The 23,420-nt window shown below is 70.4% G+C and carries 22 protein-coding genes and 1 pseudogene; 17 read left to right on the top strand and 6 right to left on the bottom strand.

The genetic code is table 11. From position 1 onward, the window contains the following. Positions 1-46 precede the first annotated feature (46 nt). From pyrH to rlmN, 4 genes are read left to right on the top strand one after another with little or no spacing between them, the layout of a single operon-like run. Positions 47-844: a UMP kinase gene (gene pyrH, locus AC0KS4_RS16920; protein WP_238956464.1), complete on the top strand. Its 798-nt coding sequence runs from the start codon at positions 47-49 to the stop codon at positions 842-844. Positions 845-859: 15 nt separating this feature from the next. After that, a complete protein-coding gene (gene frr / locus AC0KS4_RS16915) occupies positions 860-1,417 on the top strand; it encodes a ribosome recycling factor (RefSeq protein WP_238956463.1) in 558 nt (185 codons plus the stop codon). 32 nt (positions 1,418-1,449) lie between these two features. Continuing rightward, on the top strand, positions 1,450-2,379 hold the full coding sequence (locus AC0KS4_RS16910; protein WP_225328552.1) for a phosphatidate cytidylyltransferase: 930 nt from the start codon (positions 1,450-1,452) through the stop codon (positions 2,377-2,379). A gap of 33 nt (positions 2,380-2,412) precedes the next feature. Continuing rightward, positions 2,413-3,507, top strand: a complete 1,095-nt coding sequence (rlmN, locus tag AC0KS4_RS16905; protein ID WP_225328551.1) for a dual-specificity RNA methyltransferase RlmN — start codon at positions 2,413-2,415, stop codon at positions 3,505-3,507. 96 nt (positions 3,508-3,603) lie between these two features. Here rlmN and AC0KS4_RS16900 read toward each other — a convergent pair whose 3' ends face one another. Further along, on the bottom strand, positions 3,604-3,858 hold the full coding sequence (locus AC0KS4_RS16900; RefSeq protein ID WP_225328550.1) for a DUF2631 domain-containing protein: 255 nt from the start codon (positions 3,856-3,858) through the stop codon (positions 3,604-3,606). A gap of 114 nt (positions 3,859-3,972) precedes the next feature. On the opposite strand from AC0KS4_RS16900, the gene dxr reads away from it, so the two are divergent. The 13 genes from dxr (at position 3,973) to AC0KS4_RS16835 (ending at position 18,660) form a co-directional block, all read left to right on the top strand. Then, positions 3,973-5,184 carry a 1-deoxy-D-xylulose-5-phosphate reductoisomerase gene (gene dxr / locus AC0KS4_RS16895; RefSeq protein WP_238956462.1) on the top strand — a complete coding sequence of 404 codons (1,212 nt, stop codon included), beginning with the start codon at positions 3,973-3,975 and terminating at the stop codon, positions 5,182-5,184. A gap of 19 nt (positions 5,185-5,203) precedes the next feature. Continuing rightward, the gene (locus AC0KS4_RS16890; protein WP_238956461.1) at positions 5,204-6,427 is read left to right on the top strand and encodes a M50 family metallopeptidase; all 1,224 of its coding nucleotides are present in this window, start codon (positions 5,204-5,206) and stop codon (positions 6,425-6,427) included. A 90-nt stretch (positions 6,428-6,517) separates the two neighbouring features. Further along, positions 6,518-7,684: a flavodoxin-dependent (E)-4-hydroxy-3-methylbut-2-enyl-diphosphate synthase gene (gene ispG / locus AC0KS4_RS16885; RefSeq protein WP_225328547.1), complete on the top strand. Its 1,167-nt coding sequence runs from the start codon at positions 6,518-6,520 to the stop codon at positions 7,682-7,684. A 49-nt stretch (positions 7,685-7,733) separates the two neighbouring features. Next, positions 7,734-8,588: a GNAT family N-acetyltransferase gene (locus AC0KS4_RS16880; RefSeq protein ID WP_238956460.1), complete on the top strand. Its 855-nt coding sequence runs from the start codon at positions 7,734-7,736 to the stop codon at positions 8,586-8,588. A 149-nt stretch (positions 8,589-8,737) separates the two neighbouring features. After that, complete coding sequence (locus tag AC0KS4_RS16875; protein WP_238956459.1) at positions 8,738-10,552, top strand: penicillin-binding transpeptidase domain-containing protein; 1,815 nt, start codon at positions 8,738-8,740, stop codon at positions 10,550-10,552. A 41-nt stretch (positions 10,553-10,593) separates the two neighbouring features. Then, entirely contained in the window at positions 10,594-11,178 is a 585-nt protein-coding gene (locus AC0KS4_RS16870) for a DUF1707 SHOCT-like domain-containing protein (protein ID WP_225328544.1), read from the top strand. A 31-nt stretch (positions 11,179-11,209) separates the two neighbouring features. Beyond that, entirely contained in the window at positions 11,210-12,067 is an 858-nt protein-coding gene (gene map / locus AC0KS4_RS16865) for a type I methionyl aminopeptidase (RefSeq protein WP_238956458.1), read from the top strand. Between the two features lie 25 nt (positions 12,068-12,092). Continuing rightward, positions 12,093-13,613, top strand: a complete 1,521-nt coding sequence (locus AC0KS4_RS16860; protein ID WP_238956457.1) for a cobyric acid synthase — start codon at positions 12,093-12,095, stop codon at positions 13,611-13,613. A 153-nt stretch (positions 13,614-13,766) separates the two neighbouring features. Further along, positions 13,767-14,318 (top strand): alpha/beta hydrolase, encoded by a 552-nt coding sequence (locus AC0KS4_RS16855; RefSeq protein WP_225328598.1) that lies wholly within the window; start codon positions 13,767-13,769, stop codon positions 14,316-14,318. A 20-nt stretch (positions 14,319-14,338) separates the two neighbouring features. Beyond that, complete coding sequence (locus tag AC0KS4_RS16850; RefSeq protein WP_275254179.1) at positions 14,339-15,733, top strand: glutamine synthetase family protein; 1,395 nt, start codon at positions 14,339-14,341, stop codon at positions 15,731-15,733. Continuing rightward, positions 15,714-16,511: a gamma-glutamyl-gamma-aminobutyrate hydrolase family protein gene (locus tag AC0KS4_RS16845; protein ID WP_238956456.1), complete on the top strand. Its 798-nt coding sequence runs from the start codon at positions 15,714-15,716 to the stop codon at positions 16,509-16,511. The genes AC0KS4_RS16850 and AC0KS4_RS16845 overlap by 20 nt, the downstream gene beginning before the upstream one ends. Before the next feature lies 1 nt (position 16,512). Then, the gene (locus AC0KS4_RS16840; RefSeq protein WP_238956455.1) at positions 16,513-17,877 is read left to right on the top strand and encodes an aldehyde dehydrogenase family protein; all 1,365 of its coding nucleotides are present in this window, start codon (positions 16,513-16,515) and stop codon (positions 17,875-17,877) included. Between the two features lie 3 nt (positions 17,878-17,880). Next, positions 17,881-18,660 carry a 3-oxoacyl-ACP reductase gene (locus tag AC0KS4_RS16835; protein ID WP_238956454.1) on the top strand — a complete coding sequence of 260 codons (780 nt, stop codon included), beginning with the start codon at positions 17,881-17,883 and terminating at the stop codon, positions 18,658-18,660. On the opposite strand, the gene AC0KS4_RS16830 is transcribed toward AC0KS4_RS16835, so the two are convergent. From AC0KS4_RS16830 to AC0KS4_RS16810, 5 genes and pseudogenes are all read right to left on the bottom strand, one after another. Beyond that, positions 18,657-19,607, bottom strand: a complete 951-nt coding sequence (locus AC0KS4_RS16830; RefSeq protein ID WP_238956453.1) for a PPE family protein — start codon at positions 19,605-19,607, stop codon at positions 18,657-18,659. The genes AC0KS4_RS16835 and AC0KS4_RS16830 overlap by 4 nt on opposite strands. Before the next feature lie 116 nt (positions 19,608-19,723). Then, a complete protein-coding gene (locus AC0KS4_RS16825; protein WP_225341282.1) occupies positions 19,724-20,185 on the bottom strand; it encodes a hypothetical protein in 462 nt (153 codons plus the stop codon). 82 nt (positions 20,186-20,267) lie between these two features. Beyond that, positions 20,268-21,392: an alkaline phosphatase family protein gene (locus AC0KS4_RS16820; protein WP_238956452.1), complete on the bottom strand. Its 1,125-nt coding sequence runs from the start codon at positions 21,390-21,392 to the stop codon at positions 20,268-20,270. Positions 21,393-21,498: 106 nt separating this feature from the next. Then, positions 21,499-22,365 (bottom strand): annotated as a pseudogene (locus AC0KS4_RS16815) (Kae1-like domain-containing protein); the annotation flags it as partial. An 18-nt stretch (positions 22,366-22,383) separates the two neighbouring features. Beyond that, positions 22,384-22,881 carry a hydrogenase maturation protease gene (locus AC0KS4_RS16810; protein ID WP_238956450.1) on the bottom strand — a complete coding sequence of 166 codons (498 nt, stop codon included), beginning with the start codon at positions 22,879-22,881 and terminating at the stop codon, positions 22,384-22,386. Positions 22,882-23,420: the final 539 nt, after the last annotated feature.

Below are 23,420 nucleotides of genomic sequence, written 5' to 3'. Positions count from 1 at the left end.
TTCCGGATGAGATCGCCCGGGATGGCACTCTCATGCGAGGAGTCTGATGACGGAGTCCAGGGAGCCCCACGTCGCCGGCCCGGCGCCTGGAAGGCAGGAGCCGACGAACGGATTGGCTTCCGGCCAGCCGCTGACACGGGCCAGGTATTCGCGAGTGCTGCTCAAGCTTGGCGGCGAAATGTTCGGCGGCGGCCAGGTGGGTTTGGATCCCGACGTCGTGGCGCAGGTGGCGCAGCAGATCGCCGAGGTGGTCCGTGGCGGTGTCCAAGTCGCCGTCGTGATCGGCGGCGGCAACTTCTTCCGGGGCGCGCAACTGCAGCAGCGCGGCATGGAACGCACCCGTTCGGACTACATGGGCATGCTGGGCACCGTCATGAACAGCCTCGCGCTGCAAGACTTCTTGGAGAAGGAAGGCATCGTCACCCGCGTCCAGACCGCGATCACCATGGGCCAGGTCGCCGAGCCCTACCTGCCCTTGCGCGCGGTACGCCACCTGGAAAAGGGACGGGTGGTGATCTTCGGCGCCGGCATGGGCCTGCCGTACTTCTCCACCGACACCACCGCCGCGCAGCGGGCGTTGGAGATCGGCGCCGAGGTGGTGTTGATGGCCAAGGCCGTCGACGGCGTCTTCTCCGCGGACCCGCGGCAGTATCCCGAGGCCGAATTGATCACCGCGATCAGTCATCGCGAGGTCATCGACCGCGGGCTACGAGTGGCCGATGCAACCGCCTTCAGCCTGTGCATGGACAATGGCATGCCGATCCTGGTGTTCAACCTGCTGACCAATGGCAATATCGCCCGGGCGGTCGCTGGTGAGAAGATCGGGACTCTGGTCACCACCTGAGGAGGAGTGGCGCTAATGATTGACGAGGCTCTCTTCGACGCCGAAGAGAAAATGGAGAAGGCCGTCGCGGTTGCCCGTGACGACTTGTCGACCATCCGCACCGGGCGCGCCAACCCGGGCATGTTCTCGCGGATTGTGATCGACTACTACGGCTCCGCCACCCCCATCACGCAACTGGCCAGCATCAACGTCCCCGAGGCGCGGCTGGTGGTGATCAAGCCCTACGAGGCCAGCCAGGTGGGCGCGATCGAGACGGCGATCCGCAACTCCGATCTGGGCGTGAACCCCACCAACGACGGCACCCTGATCCGGGTGGCGGTCCCGCAGCTCACCGAGGAACGCCGCCGGGAGCTGGTCAAACAGGCCAAGAGCAAGGGGGAGGACGCCAAGGTCTCGGTGCGCAACATCCGCCGCAAAGCGATGGAGGAGCTGCACCGCATCCGCAAGGACGGCGAGGCCGGCGAGGACGAGGTCGGCCGGGCCGAAAAGGACCTGGACAAGGCCACGCATCAGTACACCACCCAGATCGAAGAGTTGGTCAAGCACAAAGAAGGCGAGCTGCTGGAGGTCTAGCGACCGCTCGGCAGCTAAGTTGATTCAGGCCCGTGGCTACCCCAGAACCCGGCGCAGGCACACCGCCCGACCAGCCGGCGGCCGCGGCCAAGAAGACGACCGGGCACCCCGCCAAAAAGACCTCGCGGGCCGGACGCGACCTGCGCGCCGCGATCGCGGTGGGCGCCGGCATCGGCGGCGTCCTGGTCGTCACGCTGGTGTTCGCTCCCCGCTTCTGGGTGGCCATCGTCGCGCTCGCCATCGTGGTGGCCACGCACGAGGTGGTTCGCCGGCTGCGCGAAGCGGGATATGTCATTCCGGTCATTCCGCTGCTGGCCGGAGGCCAGCTCACGGTCTGGCTGACCTGGCCGTTCCACGCCGCGGGCGCGCTTGCCGGGTTCGGCGTCACCGTGGTGGTCTGCAACGTGTGGCGGCTGTTCATGCAGGACAACCGCAAGCGGCCCGAGCCGTTCGACGGCTCGGCGTCGGCGAACTACCTGCGCGACGCGTCCGCCACCGTTTTCCTGGCCGCCTGGGTGCCGTTGTTCGCATCGTTCGGGGTGCTGCTCGTCTACCCGCACGACGGGGCGGGGCGGGTGTTCTGCCTGATGATCACGGTGGTCGCGTCGGACGTCGGCGGCTACGCCGTCGGCGTGCTGTTCGGCAAGCACCCGATGGTCCCGGCGATCAGCCCGAAGAAGTCCTGGGAAGGGTTCGCCGGTTCGCTCGTCCTGGGCGTCACCGCGGCCACGTTGACCGCGACCTTTCTGGCCGACAAACCACCGTGGATCGGCGCGCTGCTGGGGGTGATCCTGGTCCTGACCTGCACGCTCGGCGATCTGGTGGAGTCACAGGTCAAGCGTGATCTCGGCATCAAGGACATGGGCCGGCTGCTGCCCGGCCACGGCGGACTGATGGACCGGCTCGACGGCGTCCTGCCGTCGGCGGTCGCGGCCTGGACGGTGTTGACACTCGTTCCGTAGGCCGGCCGCGGCGTGCCGGATACTGGACAGGTCATGGTTCAACAGTTGGTGTTCTCCGAGCCGCGTCCCGGCAAGCCGCCGCGGCACCTGGCCGATCTCGATGCGGATGGCCGCGCGTCGGCCGTCGCCGAGCTGGGCCTGCCCGCTTTTCGCGCCAAGCAGTTGGCGCATCAGTACTACGGCCGGCTGATCGCCGACCCGCGGCAGATGACCGACCTTCCGGCGGGCCTGCGCGACGCGATCGCCGACACGATGTTCCCGATCCTGCTGACGGCGGCCTCCGAGGTCGCCTGCGATGCCGGCCAGACGCGAAAGACGTTGTGGCGCGCCCTCGATGGGGTCACGGTGGAGTCGGTGCTGATGCGCTATCCGCAACGCAACACGGTGTGCATCTCGTCGCAGGCCGGCTGCGGCATGGCGTGTCCGTTCTGCGCGACGGGGCAGGGCGGGTTGAGCCGCAACCTGTCGACGGCCGAGATCCTCGAGCAGGTGCGCGCCGGCGCCGCCGCCTTGCGCGACGACTTCGGTGATCGGCTGTCCAACGTCGTCTTCATGGGCATGGGGGAGCCGTTGGCCAACTACGCCCGGGTGGTGGCCGCCGTGCGGCGCATCATCGCCGCGCCGCCCCACGGCTTCGGCATTTCGGCCCGGTCGGTGACGGTGTCGACGGTCGGCCTGGCGCCCGCGATCCGCAAACTCGCCGACGAAGCCCTCGCGGTGACGCTGGCGCTGTCGCTGCACGCGCCCGACGACGACCTGCGCGACACGCTGGTGCCGGTCAACAATCGGTGGAAGATCGCCGAGGCGCTTGACGCCGCACGCTATTACGCCGACGTCACCGGCCGACGGGTGTCGGTGGAGTACGCGTTGATCCGCGACGTCAACGACCAGCCGTGGCGGGCGGATCTGCTGGGGCAGCGGCTGCACCGCGCGCTGGGGCCGTTGGTGCACGTGAACCTGATCCCCCTCAACCCGACGCCGGGCAGCGAGTGGGATGCGAGCCCGAAGGCGGTCGAGCGCGAATTCGTGCGGCGCGTACGCGCCAAGGGCGTCTCCTGCACTGTGCGCGACACGCGCGGCCGCGAGATCAGCGCCGCGTGCGGGCAGCTGGCCGCCGAAAACAGGTAGCGCGCTGGGCGCGCCGGTGGCCCGCTCTCAGCGCCCAACGTGGACTCGTTGTGGCGAAACACCGCGATTTCGCTGCACAAGTCGACCTTCGACGGGTTAGCGGATCCAGCCGCGTCGGCGGCCCCACAGGTCGCGGATCAGGGCGACCAGAACCAGGGTCGCGAAGCCGATCAGGAACCAGTCCTCGATGTGGCCGACGTGGTTGCCGCGCAGCATCGCCAGCAACAGCCCGAAGATGCACAGGCCGACGATGTGCCAGGTCCGGTGATTGATCCGGCTCCAACCCCACGCCGCCGACGGCACCTCGACGGAGTCGACGCCGGTGAAGTGTTCGACCTCGGTACTGGCCACGGCGAATCCCTTTCGGATCGGATCGGCTTGCTGAACCCAGATTCTGGCACAACCGCCGGCCGGGCGGGCGGGCGCATCGTGGCCCGCGTCGGTGCCGGGCGGCACAATGAATGGGTGACCAACCCGACGACCGACGGGCAAACCCCGGGCCGCCTGCGCGTGCTGGTGCTGGGTAGCACCGGCTCGATCGGCACGCAGGCGCTGGACGTCATCGCGGCCAATCCGGATCGCTTCGAAGTGGTCGGCCTGGCCGCGGGCGGCGCGAACCTGGACACGCTGTTGCGCCAGCGCGTCGCCACCGGTGTGACCAACGTCGCGGTCGCGGACGAACGCGCGGCGCAGCGGGCCGGCGACATCCCGTTTTCCGGGCCCGGCGCGGTGACCCGGCTGGTCCAGGAGACCGAAGCCGACGTCGTCCTCAACGCGCTGGTGGGGGCGCTGGGCCTGCGGCCCACGCTGGCCGCGCTGGAGTCGGGCGCCCGGCTGGCGCTGGCCAACAAGGAATCGCTGATCGCCGGCGGCCCGCTGGTGCTCAAGGCCGCCGGCCCCGGACAGATCGTGCCGGTCGACTCCGAACACTCCGCGCTGGCGCAATGCCTGCGCGGCGGAGCCGCCGATGAGGTCGCCAAGCTGGTGCTGACCGCCTCCGGCGGCCCCTTCCGCGGCTGGACCGCCGCCCAGCTCGAGGACGTCACCCCCGAGCAGGCCGGCGCCCACCCGACGTGGTCGATGGGCCCGATGAACACGCTGAACTCGGCCTCGCTGGTCAACAAGGGGCTGGAGCTGATCGAAACCCACCTGCTGTTCGGCGTTCCCTACGACCGCATCGACGTGGTCGTGCACCCCCAGTCGATCGTTCATTCGATGGTCACCTTCGTCGACGGCTCGACCATCGCCCAGGCCAGCCCGCCGGACATGAAGCTGCCGATTTCGCTGGCCCTGGGCTGGCCGCACCGGGTGCCGGGGGCGGCCGCCTGCTGCGACTTCAGCACGGCGTCTAGCTGGGAATTCGAGCCGCTGGACAACGATGTCTTCCCCGCCGTCGAGTTGGCCCGCCACGCCGGGCAGACCGGCGGCTGCATGACCGCCGTCTACAACGCCGCCAACGAGGAGGCGGCCGAGGCGTTCCTGGCGGGCCGCATCGGGTTCGGTGCCATCGTCAAAACCATCGCCGACGTGCTGCACGCCGCCGACCAATGGGCCGTATCACCGGCTAACGTGGATGAGGTACTCGACGCGCAGCGCTGGGCACGGGAGCGGGCGCAGCGTGCCGTCGCACAAGCGCAGCCCGCCAAATTGTCGGTCAAAGCCTCCGGAGCGGTGTGAGAAAGGTCCTCGCAGCCTAATGATGTTCGTCATCGGCATTGTGCTGTTCGCACTGGCCATCCTGATCTCGGTGGCCCTGCACGAGTGCGGCCATATGTGGGTTGCGCGCGCCACCGGCATGAAGGTGCGCCGCTATTTCGTCGGTTTCGGCCCCACGCTGTGGTCGACCCGGCGCGGTGAAACCGAATACGGCCTCAAGGCCGTGCCGCTGGGCGGCTTCTGCGACATCGCCGGCATGACCTCGGTGGAGGAGCTGGCGCCCGACGAGACCGACCGCGCCATGTTCAAGCAGGCGGTCTGGAAGCGGGTCGCGGTGCTTTTCGCCGGGCCCGCCGCGAACTTCGTCATCTGCCTGGTGCTGCTCTACGGCATCGCGCTGGTCTGGGGTCTGCCCGACCTGCACCCCCCGACCAAGGCGGTGGTCGGTGAAACCGCTTGTGTGGCACCGGAAGTGGCTCCCGGCAAGATCGCGGACTGCACTGGGCCCGGGCCGGCGGCACTCGCCGGAATTCGCCCCGGCGACGTGATCGTCAAGGTGGGGGACACCCCGGTGTCGACCTTCGAGGAGATGGCCGCGGCCATCCGCAAGGTGCACGGCAACACCCCGATCGTCGCCGAGCGGGACGGCACGGCCATCACCACCTATGTCAACGTCACGCCCACGCAGCGCTACCTCACCAACGGGCCCGACGGGCAGGGCGGCCAACCGCAAGCGTCGACCGTCGGCGCCATCGGCGTCGGCGCCGTGCGGACCGGCCCGACGCACTACGGGGTGCTGTCCGCGATCCCGGGCAGTCTCGCCTTCGCCGGGGACCTGACCGTCGAGGTGGGCAAGGCGCTCGTCACGATTCCCACGAAGGTGGGGGCGCTGGTGCACGCGATCGGCGGCGGCCAGCGCGACCCGCAGACGCCGATGAGCGTGGTGGGAGCCAGCATCATCGGCGGCGACACCGTCGACCACGGACTGTGGGTGGCGTTCTGGTTCTTCCTGGCCCAGCTGAACCTCATCCTGGGCGCGATCAACCTGGTGCCGCTGCTGCCCTTCGACGGCGGGCACATCGCCATCGCGATGTTCGAAAAGGTCCGCAACCTGATCCGGTCGGCCCGGGGCATGGTCGCGGCCGCGCCGGTGAACTACCTCAAACTCATGCCCGCGACGTACGTCGTGCTGGTGTTCGTGGTCGGCTACATGCTGCTGACCGTGACCGCCGACCTGGTCAATCCGATCAGGCTCTTCCAGTGACACGCGCGGGTTCGATAACCAACCGAAGGAATCAACAGTGAGCCGCGCTGGCGACGATGCAGAGCGAAGCGATGAGGAGGAGCGGCGCAAATGACCATTGGCCTGGGCATGCCGGACGCTCCGGCGCCCACGCTTGCACCCCGGCGTCGCACGCGCCAACTGATGGTCCGCGACGTCGGGGTCGGCAGCGACCACCCGATTTCGGTGCAGTCGATGTGCACCACCAAGACGCATGACGTCAACACCACGCTGCAGCAGATCGCCGAGCTGACCGCCGCCGGCTGTGACATCGTCCGCGTGGCCTGCCCGCGTCAGGAGGACGCCGACGCGCTGGCCGAGATCGCCCGGCACAGCCAGATCCCGGTGATCGCCGACATCCACTTCCAGCCGAAGTACATCTTCGCCGCCATCGACGCCGGATGCGCCGCGGTGCGGGTGAACCCGGGCAACATCAAGGAATTCGACGGCCGCGTCGGCGAGGTCGCCAAGGCCGCCGGGGCGGCCGGCATCCCGATCCGCATCGGCGTCAACGCGGGCTCGCTGGACAAGCGGTTCCTGGAGAAGTACGGCAAGGCCACCCCCGAGGCGCTGGTCGAGTCCGCGCTGTGGGAGGCCTCGCTGTTCGAGGAACACGGCTTCGGCGACATCAAGATCAGCGTCAAGCACAACGACCCGGTGGTGATGGTCGCCGCCTACGAGCAACTGGCCGAGCGGTGCGACTATCCGTTGCACCTCGGCGTCACCGAGGCCGGCCCCGCCTTCCAGGGCACCATCAAGTCGGCCGTCGCCTTCGGCGCGCTGCTGTCGCGCGGGATCGGCGACACCATCCGGGTGTCGCTGTCGGCGCCGCCGGTCGAAGAGGTCAAGGTCGGCATCCAGATCCTCGAGTCGCTGAACCTGCGCCCGCGCGGGCTCGAGATCGTGTCCTGCCCGTCGTGCGGTCGCGCGCAGGTCGACGTCTACACCCTGGCCAACGCCGTCTCGGCGGGTCTCGACGGCCTCGACGTCCCGCTGCGCGTCGCCGTGATGGGCTGCGTCGTCAACGGCCCGGGGGAGGCCCGCGAGGCCGACCTCGGCGTCGCATCGGGAAATGGCAAGGGGCAGATCTTCGTTCGCGGCGAGGTGATCAAGACCGTGCCCGAAGCGCAGATCGTCGAGACGTTGATCGAGGAGGCGATGCGCATCGCCGCCGAAATGGGCGGCGGTCACGGACCGGACACAACATCGAGCGGTTCGCCGGTTGTGACCGTAAGCTGATAAAGGCCAGCGCCCCAGCCCTGAGTTCGCACCACAGAGAGTTCGCCACATGTCGGCTCCGCCCCTCTTCCGCCTAGTTGGCGAGCGACGGGTGTCCGTGGTGCGTGATGCGGCCGCGGTGTGGCGGGTGCTCGAGGACGATCCCGTCGCGTCGTGCATGGTCGCGGCCCGCGTGGCGGACCACGGCATCGACCCCAATTCCATTGGCGGGGAACTGTGGACGCTGCGGGGCGCCGACGAATCGCTGTGCTTCGCCGGCGCCAACCTGATCCCGCTGCGCGGCGCGCGGGCCGATCTGAGCGCGTTCGCCGACGAGGCCATGCGCGGGACGCGGCGCTGCTCGTCGCTGGTCGGCAGGGCCGGCCTGGTGATGCCGATGTGGGAGCGCCTCGAGGCGGCGTGGGGACCGGCCCGCGATGTGCGCGACCGCCAGCCGCTGCTGGCGTTGTCCACCCACCCGAGCTGCGAGATCGACACGGCGGTGCGCCAGGTCCGGCCGGAGGAGCTGGACGCCTACCTGGTGGCGGCCGTCGACATGTTCATCGGCGAGGTGGGCGTCGACCCGCGGATCGGGGATGGCGGTCGCGGCTACCGGCGACGCGTGGCCAGCCTCATCACGGCCGGCCGCGCCTGGGCGCGGTTCGAGCACGGCCAGGTCGTCTTCAAGGCCGAGGTGGGCTCGCAGTCGCCGGGGGTGGGGCAAATCCAGGGGGTGTGGGTGCACCCGGAGTGGCGCGGCCTGGGATTGGGCACCGCCGGCACCGCCACGGTCGCCGCGGTGATCGTCGGCAGTGGGCGGACCGCCAGCCTCTACGTCAACGACTTCAACGCGGTGGCGCGCGCCGCCTATGCCCGGGTGGGCTTCGCCGAGATCGGCACCTTCGCGACGGTGTTGCTCGACTAGCTGCGCTCCCCGGCTGGACGGGCGCGGCCGGCGAACGCCCGGCTGCCCGGGCCCTCGGCGTCGGGGCGAGCTACCGCGACCACGCATAACGGTTCGGTCTCGGTGTGGCGGCGCCGCGGTTCAGGCCGCAGCTCATAACATCAGCACCGATGGTAACTAGAACAACAGCGGCCTCATCCGTTTCAGGTCTGCTGCTCGTCGCGGTCGTCGCGCTGTCCGGGTGCACGCCGCGGCCCGACGGCCCGGGTCCGGTCGCGGAGCAGTTCTTCCGCGCCCTGGCCGTCGGCGACACCGCGACGGCCGCACAGCTCAGCGACAGCCCCAACGACGCCCGCGAAGCGCTCAACGCGGCCTGGTCCGGCCTGCAGGCGACCCACCTCGACGCGCAGGTCCTCAACGCCAAGTACGCCGAGGACACCGGCACGGTCGGCTATCGCTTCGCCTGGCACCTGCCCAAAAACCGGGTGTGGAGCTACGACGGGCAGCTGAGGATGGCGCGCGACGAGGGTCGCTGGCGGGTGCGCTGGACCACCACCGCGCTGCACGCGAAATTGGGTGAGCACCAGACGTTCGCGCTGCGCGCGGATCGGCCGCGCCGCGCCTCGGTCAACGAACTCGGTGGCAGCGACGTGTTGGTGCCGGGCTACCTGTACCACTACACGCTGGACGCCACCCAGGCTGGGCCCGCGCTGTTCGGCACGGCGCACGCGGTGGTCGACGTGCTGCACCCCTTCAACGATGCGCTCAATGACCCGCAGCTGCTCGCCGAGCAGGCCAGTTCGACGCCCCACCCGGTCGACCTGGGCGTCACGCTGCACCCCGACGACAACGACAAGGTGTTCCCGGCGATCGGCCGGCTGCCCGGCATCGTGGTCACGCCCCAGCCCGAAATGTTGCCCACCGACCCGCATTTCGCGCCCGCGGTCGTCTCCGCGGTGAAGAAGGCCGTCGAGGACCAGCTCGACGGCGAGGCCGGCTGGCGGGTGGTGAGCGTCAACCAGAACGGCGTCGAGGTCGAAGTGCTGCACGAGGTCGAGGGGTCACCGGCCCCGTCGGTGTCGCTCACCATGGACCGGGCCGTGCAAAACGCCGCCCAGCATGCCGTGGACACCCGCGGCGGCAAGGCGATGATCGTGGTGATCAAGCCGTCGACCGGAGAGATCCTCGCGATCGCCCAGAACGCGGGCGCCGACGCCGACGGCCTACCGGCCACCACCGGGCTGTTCCCGCCCGGGTCGACGTTCAAGATGGTCACCGCCGGCGCGGCGGTCGAACGCGACATGGCCACCCCCAACACCATGCTGGGCTGCCCGGGCCATCTCGACATCGGGCACCGCACCGTCCCCAACTACGGGGGCTTCGACCTCGGGGTGGTGCCGATGTCGCGGGCGTTCGCCAGCTCGTGCAACACCACCTTCGCCGAGCTCAGCAGCAAGATGCCCCCGCGCGGCCTGACCCAGGCGGCCTCCCGCTACGGGATCGGGCTGGACTATCAGATCGACGGCATCACCACGGTGACCGGCTCGGTCCCGCCGACGGTGGACCTCGCCGAGCGCACCGAGGACGGCTTCGGCCAGGGCAAGGTGCTGGCCAGTCCGTTCGGCATGGCCCTGGTGGCGGCGACGGTCGCCGCCGGCAAGACGCCCGTGCCGCAACTGATCGCGGGCCGCCAGACGGCCGTCCAGGGCGATACCACGCCGATCAGCCCGAAGATGGTGGACGCGTTGCGGCCCATGATGCGGCTGGTGGTGACCAACGGGACCGCCAAGGAGATCGCCGGCTGCGGCGAGGTGTACGGGAAGACCGGTGAGGCCGAGTTCCCCGGCGGGTCGCATTCCTGGTTCGCCGGCTACCGCGGCGATCTCGCGTTCGCCGCGCTGATCGTCGGGGGTGGCAGCTCGGAGTACGCCGTCCGGATGACCAAGGTGATGCTCGAGTCGCTGCCGCCAGACTTTCTGGCCTAGCGCCCAGACCGCCCGGGCCGCATCGACGGTAAATTGCGAGCATGACCGATACCGGCGGCGACATGGTGGCGCTGCGCGTCTCCGACGCCGACCGCAACGGCACGATGCGGCGGCTGCACAACGCGGTCGCGCTCGGGCTGATCGACATCGACGAATTCGAGCAGCGCTCGTCGCAGGTGTCCTACGCGCGCACGCGCGGCGAGCTGGACGGTCTGGTCGGCGATCTGCCGGGGCCGGGCGCCATCGTCACCTCGGCGGCCGACAGGGTGGAACTGCGCGGCTGGGCGGGCTCGCTCAAGCGGCACGGCGAATGGACGGTGCCCACCCGCCTGGCGCTGGTGCGCCGGCTGGGCTCGGTGGAACTCGACCTCACCAAGGCCCGGTTCGCCGGGCCGGTGGTGGTCATCGAACTGGACATGCGGTTCGGCTCGGTGGAGATCCGATTGCCCGATGGCGCCAGCGCGTCGATCGACGACGTCGAGGTCTACGTCGGCAGCGCCAGCGATCGCCGCAAAGACCCGCCCGGCGAGGGCAGGCCGCACGTCGTGCTGACCGGGCGGGTGGTGTGCGGCTCGGTGATCATCCGGGGCCCGCGCCGCTCGCTGCTGCGCCGCCAGCGACTCTGATCGGCCCGGGGGGCCCGGTTAAGCTGGTCGCATGCCCGCTCGCACCGCGCTTTCCCCCGGAGAGTTGTCCCCGACTCTGCCGGTGCCCGGCAGCATCCCGCGCCCCGAGTACGCCTGGAAGCCGACGGTCCAGGAGGGCAGCGAACCGTGGGTGCAGACGCCCGAGGTGATCGAGAAGATGCGGGTCGCCGGCCGCATCGCGGCGCGCGCGCTGGTGGAGGCCGGCAAGGCGGTCGCGCCGGGCGTGACCACCGACCAGCTTGACCGGATCGCCCACGAATACATGGTCGACCACGGCGCCTACCCGTCGACGCTGGGCTACAAGGGCTTTCCGAAGTCGTGCTGCACGTCGCTCAACGAGGTCATCTGCCACGGCATCCCCGACTCGACGGTGATCGCCGACGGCGACATCGTCAACATCGACGTCACCGCCTACATCGACGGGGTGCACGGCGACACCAACGCCACGTTCCTGGCCGGCGATGTCTCGGAAGAACACCGGCTGCTGGTGGAGCGAACCCGGGAGGCGACGATGCGCGCCATCAACGCCGTGAAGCCCGGGCGTGCCCTGTCGGTCGTCGGCCGCGTCATCGAGTCGTACGCGAATCGGTTCGGCTACAACGTGGTTCGCGACTTCACCGGTCACGGCATCGGCACCACGTTTCACAACGGCCTGGTCGTCCTGCACTACGACCAGCCATCCGTGTCGACGATCATGCAGCCGGGCATGACGTTCACCATCGAGCCGATGATCAACCTCGGCGGCCTGGACTACGAGATCTGGGACGACGGCTGGACGGTGGTCACCAAGGACCGCAAGTGGACCGCGCAGTTCGAGCACACCCTGCTGGTCACCGACACCGGCGCCGAAATCCTCACGCTGCCGTGAGGCTCCCACTGCTCGCCACGACGAGGTGAGCGGGGCGCTGCTGGTCGCCGGCACCAGCTCCGACGCCGGCAAATCGGTGGTGGTCGCCGCCCTGTGCCGGCTACTGGCCCGCCGCGGAATTCGGGTCGCCCCGTTCAAGGCGCAGAACATGTCCAACAACTCCGTGGTCACCGTCGAAGGCGGCGAAATCGGCCGCGCCCAGGCGATTCAGGCCCGCGCGGCCGGTCTGGAACCCAGCGTGCGGTTCAACCCGATCCTGCTCAAACCGGGCAGCGACCGCACCTCGCAGCTCGTGATCAAGGGCCGGGTCGCCGACTCGGTCAGCGCGAAAAGCTATGTGCGACACCGCGATCAGCTCGCCGCCGTCGTGCTCGACGAATTGACGTGCCTGCGCGACGAATTCGACGCAGTGATCTGCGAGGGTGCGGGCTCTCCCGCCGAAATCAACCTGCGCGCCACGGATTTGGCCAACATGGGATTGGCCCGGGAGGCCAACCTGCCGGTGGTCCTGGTCGGCGACATCGACCGCGGCGGCCTGCTCGCGCACCTGTTCGGCACGGTCGCGGTGCTCGAGCCCGACGACCAGGCGCTGATCTCCGGTTTCATCGTCAACAAATTCCGGGGCGATCCCGCGCTGCTGGAGCCGGGATTGCGCCAGCTGCAGGCCATGACGGGCCGGCCCACCTACGGGGTGCTGCCGTACGCCGACGAGCTGTGGCTCGACGCCGAGGACTCCCTGTCGGTGGTCGCGCACCGCGTCATCGGCGCGCCCGCCCCGCCGCGCGGTGACGAGTGGTTGCGGGTGGCGGCGGTCCGGCTGCCCCGGATTTCCAACTCCACCGACGTCGAGGCGCTGGCGTGCGAACCGGGGGTGTTGGTGCGCTGGGCCGCCGACCCCGCCGACGCGGCCGACGCCGACCTGATCGTCGTCCCCGGCAGCAAGGCCACCGTCGCCGACCTGTCCTGGCTGCGCGAGCGCGGCCTGGCCGAGGCAGTCATGGCGCACGCGCGGGCCGGCAAGCCGGTGCTGGGGATCTGCGGGGGATTTCAGATGCTGTGCCGTCGCATCGACGACCCGGTGGAGTCCGGGGCGGGCGACGTGCCGGGGCTGGGCCTGCTGGACGCCGACATCGCCTTCGATCCGGCCAAGACCTTGCGCCGCTGGCAACGTGGGATCGACGGTCCCTTGAGCGGGTACGAGATCCACCACGGGCGGATTGCCCGCTGCGCCGAGCAAACGTGGTTCGACGCGGGCGCCGAGCCGCGACCGCAAGGTGTGGTGCGCGGCGCGGTCTTTGGGACGCATTGGCACGGCCTGCTCGACAACGACGACTTCCGGCGCGCCTGGCTCACCCGGGTCGCCGACGCCGCCGGCCGGCGCGGCTTCGTCGTCGACGACGGCACCAACGTCGCGGCGCGACGCGACGCCCAACTCGATCTCGCCGCCGACCTGCTGGCCGCCCACCTCGACGTCGACGCCGTCCTCGGGCTGCTGCACGGGCCGCCACCGACGCGGCCCTGTCTCGTAAGTCGGTTGCGCCCGTAGGACTTTCGTCGACGTCGCGAAGTGAACATCGCCGTTGACGCCGTGGCCGTAACGCCGTCATACGATGCCGGTGGAAACTGTGTCCCTGTATCACATGCCCCAGAATCGTCGCGCACCCATGCCGTTTGGCTGTAGCGTGCTTGGGTGTCCTCGATGATGACCACCCTGGAGGGGTTCCCGGTCCCGGTCGTTGTGGCCGGACCGGAGACGGGCGTCGTCGTCGTCATATTGGGCGACGAGGAGCGCGCCCCCGCCGCGTATGACGCGGTCTGCGAGCGCCTGCACACCGCATCGCTGCGGACGGTCGTCGTCGGTTTCGACCCGCGGCTGACCCCCAAGTCGGTGATCGGCATTCTCGACGCGCTGGGAATCGGCTGGGCCGTCGTCATGGGCGACCGCGCCGGCGGCGACCTCGCCTGGGAACTGACGGCGACCCGGCTGGGCCGGTTCGTGGGACTGGTGGTGATCGATCGCGGGCATCCGCGCGCCGGCGACCGCGACGGCGCCATCCGCGACGGACATTGCCCGCCGGTCGAGATCGGCACCACCGTGTTGGTCAGCTCGCCGGCCGCCCGGTCGGTGGCCCAGGCCAGCCAGCAGTACGTCTACGCCGACTACCGGGTGGTGCACCTGGGACGGCGCACCGTGCAGGAGTCGACGGCGCAATTGGCCGCCGAGATCATTTTGCGCACCAGCACCTGGTAGCGCCTGGTTGACTAGCGGTCATGGCCTCCGAAGATGACGCCGTGACCGGCCCGAACGCCGCGATGCTCTCGCTGACCGCCCTGCAGCAACTGGTGGCCGGCGGCGCGGTGGACACGGTCATCGTGGCATTCGCCGACATGCAGGGACGCCTGGTCGGCAAGCGGGTGGACGCGCACCTGTTCGTCGACGAGGTGGCCGCCCACGGCGCAGAGTGCTGCGGCTATCTGCTGGCGGTCGACGTCGACATGAACACCGTCGGTGGCTACGCGATGTCGAGCTGGGACACCGGATACGGCGACGCGGTGCTGACGCCTGACCTGTCCACCCTGCGGCGCATTCCCTGGCTGCCCGGGACCGCGTTGGTGATCGCCGACGTGGGCTGGGCGGACGGCAGCCCGGTCGCCGTGTCGCCGCGGGCCATCCTGCGCCGCCAACTCGACCGGCTGGCCCAGCGCGGGCTGATCGCCGACGCCGCGACCGAGCTGGAATTCATGGTGTTCGACGAGCCGTATCGCCAGGCGTGGGCCAGCGGATACCGCGGGCTGACCCCGGCCAGCGACTACAACATCGACTATGCGATCGCGGCGTCGTCGCGCATGGAGCCGCTGCTGCGCGACATCCGGCGCGGGATGGCCGGCGCGGGACTGCAATTCGAGGCCGTCAAAGGCGAATGCAACAGGGGGCAGCAGGAGATCGGATTCCGCTACGACGAGGCGCTGGTCACCTGCGACAACCACGTCATCTACAAGAACGGGGCCAAGGAGATCGCCGATCAGCACGGCAAAAGCCTGACCTTCATGGCGAAATACGATGAGCGAGAAGGCAACAGCTGCCACGTACACCTCTCGCTGCGCGACCCGCAGGGTAGCGCGGTGTTCGCCGACCCCGGCCGCCCGCACGGCATGTCGTCGACATTCGGCAGCTTCCTGGCCGGCCTGCTGGCCACCCTGCGCGACTTCACCCTGTTCTATGCGCCGAACATCAACTCCTACAAGCGATTCGCCGACGGCAGCTTCGCGCCCACCGCGCTGGCCTGGGGGCTGGACAACCGCACCTGCGCACTGCGGGTGGTCGGCCACGGGCCCAACACCCGGGTCGAGTGCCGGGTGCCCGGCGGCGACGTCAACCCGTATCTGGCGGTGGCGGCGATCGTCGCCGGCGGGCTGTACGGTGTCGAACGGGGCCTCGAGCCACCGGAGCCTTACGCGGGGAACGCCTATCACGCCCCCGGCGTCGAGCGGCTGCCCGCCACCCTGGCCGAGGCGGCCTCGGCCTTCGAGCGCTCGACCCTCGCGCGGGAGGTGTTCGGCGACGACGTGGTCGCCCACTACCTGAACAACGCCCGCGTGGAGCTGGCGGCCTTCAACGCGGCGGTCACCGACTGGGAAAGGACGCGTGGTTTTGAACGGCTCTGAGCTGGATGGTGGCGACCCGCTGCGCCCGGCTGCGCCGCGCTTGCGATCGCCACAGGCACCAAGCCGCCCGGTGGTGGGCCTGACCACGTACCTGGAGCGGGTGCAGACCGGGATCTGGGACATCCCGGCCGGATACCTGCCGACCGACTACTTCGAGGGCGTCATCCAGGCCGGCGGGATCGCCGTGCTGCTGCCCCCGCAACCGGTGGACGCCGAGATCGTCGGCGCGGTGCTCGACGGCCTGCACGCGCTGGTGATCACCGGCGGCTATGACCTCGACCCCGCCAGCTACGGCCAGCAACCGCATCCGGCGACCGACGAACCCCGCACCGACCGCGACGCCTGGGAGTTCGCGCTGCTGCGCGGCGCGCTGGACCGGGGGCTGCCGGTGCTCGGGATCTGCCGCGGCGCACAGGTGCTCAACGTCGCGCTCGGCGGCACGCTGCACCAGCACCTGCCCGACGTGCTCGGGCACTGCGGGCACCGCGCCGGCGACGGGGTGTTCACCCGGTTGCCGGTGCGCACCGTGGCGGGCACCCGGCTGGCCGCGCTGGTGGGGGAGAGCGCCGACGCCCCGTGCTATCACCACCAGGCCATCGACCGCGTCGGGGACGGGCTGGTGGTCAGCGCGACCGATGCCGACGGCGTCGTCGAGGCCCTGGAGCTCCCCGGGGACCGGTTTGTGCTTGCCGTGCAATGGCATCCGGAACAGTCCCTGGAGGATCTGCGGTTGTTCGCCGCGATCGTGGACGCGGCCCGGTCGTATGCGGGGTGCTGACATGAGCGCCACCCAACTGATCAACCCGGCGACCGAGGAAGTGCTGCGCTCGGTCGAGCACGTCGACGCCGCGGCCGTCGACGACGCGGTGGCCCGGGCCCGGGCGGCGCAGCGGCGGTGGGCGCGGCGGTCACCGGCCGAACGGGCGGCCGGCCTAAGGGCTTTCGCCGCCGCCGTCGACACCCATGTCGACGAGCTGGCGGCCCTCGAGGTCGCCAACGCGGGGCATCCCGTCGCCTCGGCCGAGTGGGAGGCCGGCCACGTCCGCGACGTGCTGACCTACTACGCCGCCAGCCCGGAACGATTGTCCGGCAAGCAAATTCCGGTGGCCGGCGGCCTGGACGTCACCTTCAACGAGCCGCTGGGTGTGGTCGGGGTGATCACCCCGTGGAACTTCCCGATGCCCATCGCCTCCTGGGGCTTCGCGCCGGCCCTGGCCGCCGGCAACGCCGTGCTGATCAAGCCCGCCGAGGCGACGCCGCTGACCACGATCCGGCTCGGCGAGCTGGCGGCGGAGGCCGGCCTGGACGAAGGCCTGCTCCAGGTGTTGCCCGGGCCGGGCGCGGTGGTCGGGGAGCGGTTCGTCACGCACCCCGACATCGCCAAGATCGTGTTCACCGGCTCGACCGAAGTCGGCAAAAGGGTGCTGGCCGGCGCGGCCGCCCGGGTGAAGCGGGTGACCCTGGAGCTGGGCGGCAAGAGCGCCAACATCGTGTTCGCCGACTGCGATCTGGAGCGGGCCGCCGCCACCGCGCCGGCCGGCGTCTTCGACAATGCCGGGCAGGACTGCTGCGCCCGCAGCCGGATCCTGGTGCAGCGCAGCGTGTATGACCGCTTCATGGAGCTGCTCGAACCCGCGGTCAAGGGCGTCGTCGTCGGCGATCCCGCGTCCCGGGACACCGAGATGGGCCCGCTGGTGTCGGCCGCGCACCGCGCCAAGGTGGCCTCCTACGTGCCCGACGGCGCGCCGGTCGCGTTTCGCGGCACCGCGCCGAGCGGGCGCGGATTCTGGTTCCCGCCAACGGTTCTGACCCCGCAGCGCACCGACCGCAGCGTCACCGAGGAGATCTTCGGCCCGGTGGTCACCGTGCTGGCCTTCGACGACGAGCAGGACGCCGTCGCGCTGGCCAACGACACCGCCTACGGCCTGTCCGGATCGATCTGGACGCGCGATCTGTCGCGTGCCCTGCGCGTGTCTCGCGCGGTCGAATCCGGCAATCTGTCGGTGAATTCGCACTCATCGGTCCGGTACAACACCCCGTTCGGTGGGTTCAAGCAGTCGGGCCTGGGCCGCGAGCTGGGCCCGGATGCGCCGTTGGGATTCACCGAGACCAAGAACGTCTTCATCGCGATCGGAGAGGATTAGGCGGTGGCGGTCGATCTCACCCAACGGTTGGCGGGCCGGGTCGCCGTCGTCACCGGCGCCGGCGGCGGCATCGGGTTGGCGTCGGCGCGGCGCATGCGTGCCGAAGGCGCCACCATCGTGGTCGCCGACGTCGACGGCGACGCGGGCGCCGCCGCGGCCGACGAGCTGTCCGGCCTGTTCGTGCCCACCGACGTCGCCGACGAGGACGCGGTCAACGCGTTGTTCGATACCGCGGCCCAGGCCTACGGCCGCGTCGACATCGCGTTCAACAACGCCGGCATCTCGCCGCCCGATGACGACCTCATCGAGAACACCGAACTGCCCGCCTGGCAACGCGTCCAGGACGTCAACCTGAAGTCGGTGTACCTCTGCTGCCGGGCGGCGTTGCGGCACATGGTCCCCGCGCGGCGGGGCTCGATCATCAACACGGCGTCGTTCGTCGCCGTCCTGGGGTCGGCGACGTCGCAAATCTCCTACACCGCCTCCAAGGGCGGCGTGCTGGCCATGTCGCGGGAACTGGGGGTGCAGTTCGCCCGGCAGGGCATCCGGGTGAACGCCCTGTGCCCGGGGCCGGTCAACACCCCACTGCTGCAAGAGCTTTTCGCCAAGGACCCCGAACGGGCCGCGCGCCGGCTGGTGCACGTGCCGGTGGGCCGCTTCGCCGACCCCGGCGAAATCGCTGCCGCGGTCGCGTTTTTGGCGAGCGACGACGCGTCGTTCATCACGGCGTCGACGTTCCTGGTCGACGGCGGCATCAGCTCGGCCTACGTGACCCCGCTCTAGCCGCCGTATTCGCCGGCCGGATGCCGCACCGGCCGTGACCACGCGCGCGTGTTCGCCCGCCGGTCCCCGCGCAACGCCTGGGCGTCGGGTGCGGCCGTGGCCCAGGTGCGCGGCACCGACAGCGCGCCGAGCGATATCCCGCGGCCGAGGCGCGCGCTGACCCCGTTGGCGGCGGCCGGTTTGGGGAAAAGTGTTCGCAGCGCCGCCGCCTTGTTCATCGAATTCAGGTGGCCGATCGCGAAATCCGACGGCGCGGTCAGCGAATTGAGCTTCGACAGCGACGGTGTCACCGAGGCAAGGGACGCCTCGAACGTGGTCTGCGTTGCCGACGACAGGTGCTTGAGGGCACCCGGAATGGCCGACATCACTTGGCGGGCGGCCGATACGACCTCGGGCGCCGCCTTCAACGGCCAGGTGTCTGCGGGTGCACCGGCATCGGCGGGCGGCGGGGCGAACGGGGTCATCGTCACCGCGTTGGCGGCGGCGCAGGCGTAGGCGTACATGGCACCGGCGTTGCGCGCCCACATGGCGTCGTATTCGGTGTCGACGTCCGCGATCGCCGCGCTGTGCTGGCCCAGACAGTTCGCCGACACCAGCGCCGTGCGGCGCGTGCGGTTGCCGGCGATCGCCGGTGGGGGCACCGTCGCCGCGAACGCCGCCTCGTGCGCCCCGGCCGCCGCACCGAGCTGGACGGCCGCCTCCTGGCTTCGTGCGGCGTTGGCGTCCAGCCAGTCGGTGTAGAGCGCGGCGGCGTCGCGCAGCGCCGAGGGCGTGCCCTCCCATTGCGCCGCCAGCTTCGCGGTCACCGCCCGGTAGTCGGCCGCCGCGGTGCACAGCCACGCGGCGAGTTTGTCCCACGCCGCGGCGGCCGCGACCATCGACCCCGCGCCGGGACCCGAATACATCAGCCCGGAGTTGATCTCCGGCGGGAGCGTCGCGAAATCCATCACAGCCTCCGCCGGGGGAGGGCGGTGTGGTTGGTGCTCGAAAACATGGGGGCGTCCTTCACGAGATAGGCACGGGGGTGACAAGCCCTTTCGCGCGAATGCGCGGCGTGCGGCGATCAGACGCGGGCGATGCAGAGCCGGGTCAAGGTATCTCGGTCGGCGGGAATGGTTGCGGGAGAACGGGATTGGGTGTCGTCGGGCGGGACCCGCGCCGGGCCGAACATCGTCGGCGCCGGCGACAGGGCCGAGTGGGCTGACCAACGGTTCCAGGACTGGGGCCGTTCCTTCGTCATCCACATGCTGTGGAACGGCTTCTTGGTGGTGTTGTTGGCCGGCGCCGGCGACTGCGCCGCGGCCAGCGCCGGGCGGGCGACGGCCGCGTCGCGGCCCCGCGGGAGCGCGTGCGCGCCGGCCCCCGGGGTGGCGCCGGACCAGGCGGCCGGCTCCGGCAGGGTCGCCGCGGCGAACTGGGGCCGCAGCGACGAACCCGCGATCAGGGCGACGAACACACCCAGCGCTGCGACGATCGCGGTGGCGAGCTGCCACCGCCGAGTTTCACCGCCGCCCCGGAACAACACAGTGGGCCGAATGTACAACGTCAATCGTGGTAAACCGGTCGGAACGAGCTGTGAAGTCGGTCCGAATCCACGGTCGGTGCAGCTAGGGGCGGAAAACGATGAGCGGGATCGCCATCTCGGCCGGGCTGGCTCCGCCGTGGAAACCGATCAGGCGGGACGCTTCTGGGGGCTCGTGCGCGCTGGCCAGCACCGCCGTGTCGCCCGAGCAGACGACCACCACGTCGCCGAGCCGCTCCAGGTGCGCCGCGGCGACCGGCCCGAACATCCCGGTGTTCACCGCCTGCTCGCGGCTGTACACGGTGGCCCGGGCGCCCAGGACCTCGGCCCATGCGGCCTGCACATCGGGCCCGGCGCCCGGTTCGGTATGCAGGTAGCGGACCCGAGGCTCGCCGGCGACCACCCGGACGCCCTGAACCAACCGCGGATCGGCGTCCAGGTCGATACGGGCCTCCGGCGGGACGTTGAGGCCCCCGTGGTCGGCGGTCACCAGCAGCGCCGCGTTCGGCGGCAGCGCCTCGAGCAGGCGCGAGAGGAGCGCGTCGACGCTGGCCGCCGCCGCATGCCACTGCTCGGAGCTGACGCCGAAGACGTGCGCCGCGGTGTCGAGCTCGGCGGTGTAGCCGTAGACCAGCCCGGGCGCCGAAAGCAGGTCGTCGATCACCAGCCGCGCGTAGTCGTCGGCGGGGCCGGCGGGGCGGAATTCCGCGCCGCGGTAGGCGGCCCCGGTCAGCCCGCTGCCGAGGAACAGCGCCGGCAGCACCGCGCGGGCGCTGATGCCGGCGTCTTTGAGCCGCTGGAACCAGGTCGGCACCGGCTGCCAGACGGCCGGGGATGGGTCGTCGCGCCACCGGACGTGGTTGAGCACCGTCTCGGTGCCCGGCACCCGCAGGGTGAAGCCCAGCACGCCGTGCTCGCCGGGCGCCGCGCCGGTGCCCAGGGACACCAGGCTGGTCGGCGTGGTCGACGGGAAGGTGCACTCGAGCTGGGTCAGCCGGCCGGTGGCGCCGGCCAGCGCGGAGGCCAGCAGCGGCGCGCCGCCGGCCAGCCGCGGAAGCAGGTGCCAGCCCAACCCGTCCACCAGCACGACGAGCACCCGGTCGATCCGATCGGAGCCGGCCCGGTCGGTCACCGCCAGCGTGTCGACCGCGCCCGGAACGCCGAGCAGGGCGGCCGCGGCGGGCAGCACGTCGCGCAGGGAACCGGGCACCGGGCCAGTCTGACGTCGAAGCTAGACGCGCGCCAGTCGATGGTCGGTCACCGGCGATTGCCGGTTCGTGCTGTCGGCCAGCGAGCACAGCTGGCGGCGGTGGTCGTCATCGCGTCGCCTCCTCCCGCGCCGTCAGCACCGAGACCGCGGCCCGGCCCAGCGCGGGTCCGCCGTCGTTCGGCGGCGCGGTGCGGTGGGTGAGAACCTCAAAACCGTTGCGCTGCAATATGTCACGGCAGGCACACGTCAGCAGAGTGTTCCGGAACACTCCGCCGGTGAGGCCCACCAACCTGGTCGTGCCGGCCACCCGCGCGACCACGTCGGCGACCGCGTCGGCGACGGCGTGGTGGAAGACCGCGGCCAGCACCGCGCGCGGTGTCCCGGCGTACAGCGCCGCGACCATCGTCTGCACCATCGGCACCGGATCGATCACCCCGTCAGGGCGCACCGCCAGCGGCAACGACGGACGTGGCCGCCCGGGATCGTGGTCGGCCGGCTCCGCCAGCGCCTCGAGCTCGATGGCGGCTTGCCCCTCGTAGTCGAGACGGTGCCGCACCCCGAGCAGGGAGGCGACCGCGTCGAACAGCCGTCCCATGCTCGAGCACGGCACACAGCCCGTCCCGGTCTCCAGTTGCGAACGGACCAGGCGCAGTTCGTCGTCGGTCGCGGCGGCGACGGGCGCCAGATCCGGAGTCCAGTCGATGTCGGCCGCCCAGAGCTGGGACAGCGCCGTCCGCCACGGATTGCGCACCGCTGCATTGCCACCCGGCAGCGGCACCGGCAACAGGTGGCCGGCCCGGACGAAACGGTGGCTCCGGGCATCCAGCGTCAAAATCTCACCGCCCCAGATCGTTTCGTCGCAGCCGTAACCGGTGCCGTCGAAAAAGACCCCGACGATGGGTTCGCCGATGCGCCCGTGTTCGGCCAGCAGCGACACCACGTGGGCGTCGTGGTGCTGAACCAGATCCAGCGGTATGCCCAGACACATGATTCAGCACCTGTCTTCGGCCGCGAACAATGGCGATCCGTGCAACGCCGCGACGATCTCTTCGACCGCCCGCGCCGCCCGGGGGACGGCCTTGGCGACGGGTTCGGTCAGCCCGATGCCCTCGTGGACGCTGCCCGCCTCGCACCCGACGACCACGGTGTAGGGCGGACGGCCGCCCAGCGCCCGCAGGCTGGCGAAGACCGCGGCCGGGTCCATGCTGTGACCATCCAGACCGACTGTCCGCGACGGTGATTCGTGATCGGCCTGAAAGACGTGCAACGTGCCGGGATGGCCGCGGCTGGGTACGGCGTCGACGAGGACCAGCGTGTCCCACTCCTCGAGCAGGTCATAGGCCAGGTGCATCCCTCTGATTCCGTAGTCGATGACCTGGACTGTCGGATCATCCTGCGGCAGTTCGGCATTGCGGACCACTTCCGAGCCGAACCCGTCGTCCCCCAGGAAGATGTTGCCGATCCCGGCTACCAGGATGCGCGCTGTCATGCCGGCACCCGGGTCGGCCGGCCGGGATCGTCCACCTCGCGCCACTGCGCTTGTCTTGCTGAAGTTTCCGTCGGCTGCACCGGGCGATCCGCCATGGCGTCACCCCCGACGGGTGACTGTGTCGGCGCTTGCGGTCTGTCCAGGGACTTGCCTTCCATTCCAGTCTCTTCGGGTCGCGCTGATGGGCATTCGTCGGTGCGCGCGAAAGGGAGCGCCGACCCGGTAGCTGACCTACCGGGCGCGGCGCGTTCGGATGGTGAGTTGGTTGCCGTGATGGCGCCACGACGGTTGTGTGTCGACGATGCGTTCCGTGATACCCCTCGAACTTCGAATCACGGTTTCGTGCAAACGCGACGCGGCGCCCGAGACCTTGCCGCGCAGAGCATGGGTCAACGGTTGTGCTGTCTTGACTGCTGCTTCCGTTGGCATGCTGCAGCTTTCCGGAGCCGGGCCGGGGCTCCTGCGCCGCCGGAGTCGACCGTCGGCCCACTTGCGCGGCGCTGTTTTTTGGGTCTACTCCCGCTGCCGGGCGTTGTCAA

The organism is Mycobacterium sp. NTMscope_MAC_12 (genome assembly GCF_976985675.1).
This window is presented reverse-complemented; position numbering and strand designations above follow the sequence as displayed.

What these genes read in the sequence shown, in the direction of transcription:
- pyrH (WP_238956464.1), top strand. Translation starts at nt 47, where the DNA reads ATGACGGAGTCCAGGGAGCCCCACGTCGCCGGCCCGGCGCCTGGAAGG.
- frr (WP_238956463.1), top strand. Translation starts at nt 860, where the DNA reads ATGATTGACGAGGCTCTCTTCGACGCCGAAGAGAAAATGGAGAAGGCC.
- rlmN (WP_225328551.1), top strand. Translation starts at nt 2,413, where the DNA reads ATGGTTCAACAGTTGGTGTTCTCCGAGCCGCGTCCCGGCAAGCCGCCG.
- AC0KS4_RS16890 (WP_238956461.1), top strand. Translation starts at nt 5,204, where the DNA reads ATGATGTTCGTCATCGGCATTGTGCTGTTCGCACTGGCCATCCTGATC.
- ispG (WP_225328547.1), top strand. Translation starts at nt 6,518, where the DNA reads ATGACCATTGGCCTGGGCATGCCGGACGCTCCGGCGCCCACGCTTGCA.
- AC0KS4_RS16880 (WP_238956460.1), top strand. Translation starts at nt 7,734, where the DNA reads ATGTCGGCTCCGCCCCTCTTCCGCCTAGTTGGCGAGCGACGGGTGTCC.
- AC0KS4_RS16875 (WP_238956459.1), top strand. Translation starts at nt 8,738, where the DNA reads ATGGTAACTAGAACAACAGCGGCCTCATCCGTTTCAGGTCTGCTGCTC.
- AC0KS4_RS16870 (WP_225328544.1), top strand. Translation starts at nt 10,594, where the DNA reads ATGACCGATACCGGCGGCGACATGGTGGCGCTGCGCGTCTCCGACGCC.
- map (WP_238956458.1), top strand. Translation starts at nt 11,210, where the DNA reads ATGCCCGCTCGCACCGCGCTTTCCCCCGGAGAGTTGTCCCCGACTCTG.
- AC0KS4_RS16855 (WP_225328598.1), top strand. Translation starts at nt 13,767, where the DNA reads ATGATGACCACCCTGGAGGGGTTCCCGGTCCCGGTCGTTGTGGCCGGA.
- AC0KS4_RS16850 (WP_275254179.1), top strand. Translation starts at nt 14,339, where the DNA reads ATGGCCTCCGAAGATGACGCCGTGACCGGCCCGAACGCCGCGATGCTC.
- AC0KS4_RS16840 (WP_238956455.1), top strand. Translation starts at nt 16,513, where the DNA reads ATGAGCGCCACCCAACTGATCAACCCGGCGACCGAGGAAGTGCTGCGC.
- AC0KS4_RS16830 (WP_238956453.1), bottom strand. Translation starts at nt 19,607, where the DNA reads ATGGATTTCGCGACGCTCCCGCCGGAGATCAACTCCGGGCTGATGTAT.
- AC0KS4_RS16810 (WP_238956450.1), bottom strand. Translation starts at nt 22,881, where the DNA reads ATGACAGCGCGCATCCTGGTAGCCGGGATCGGCAACATCTTCCTGGGG.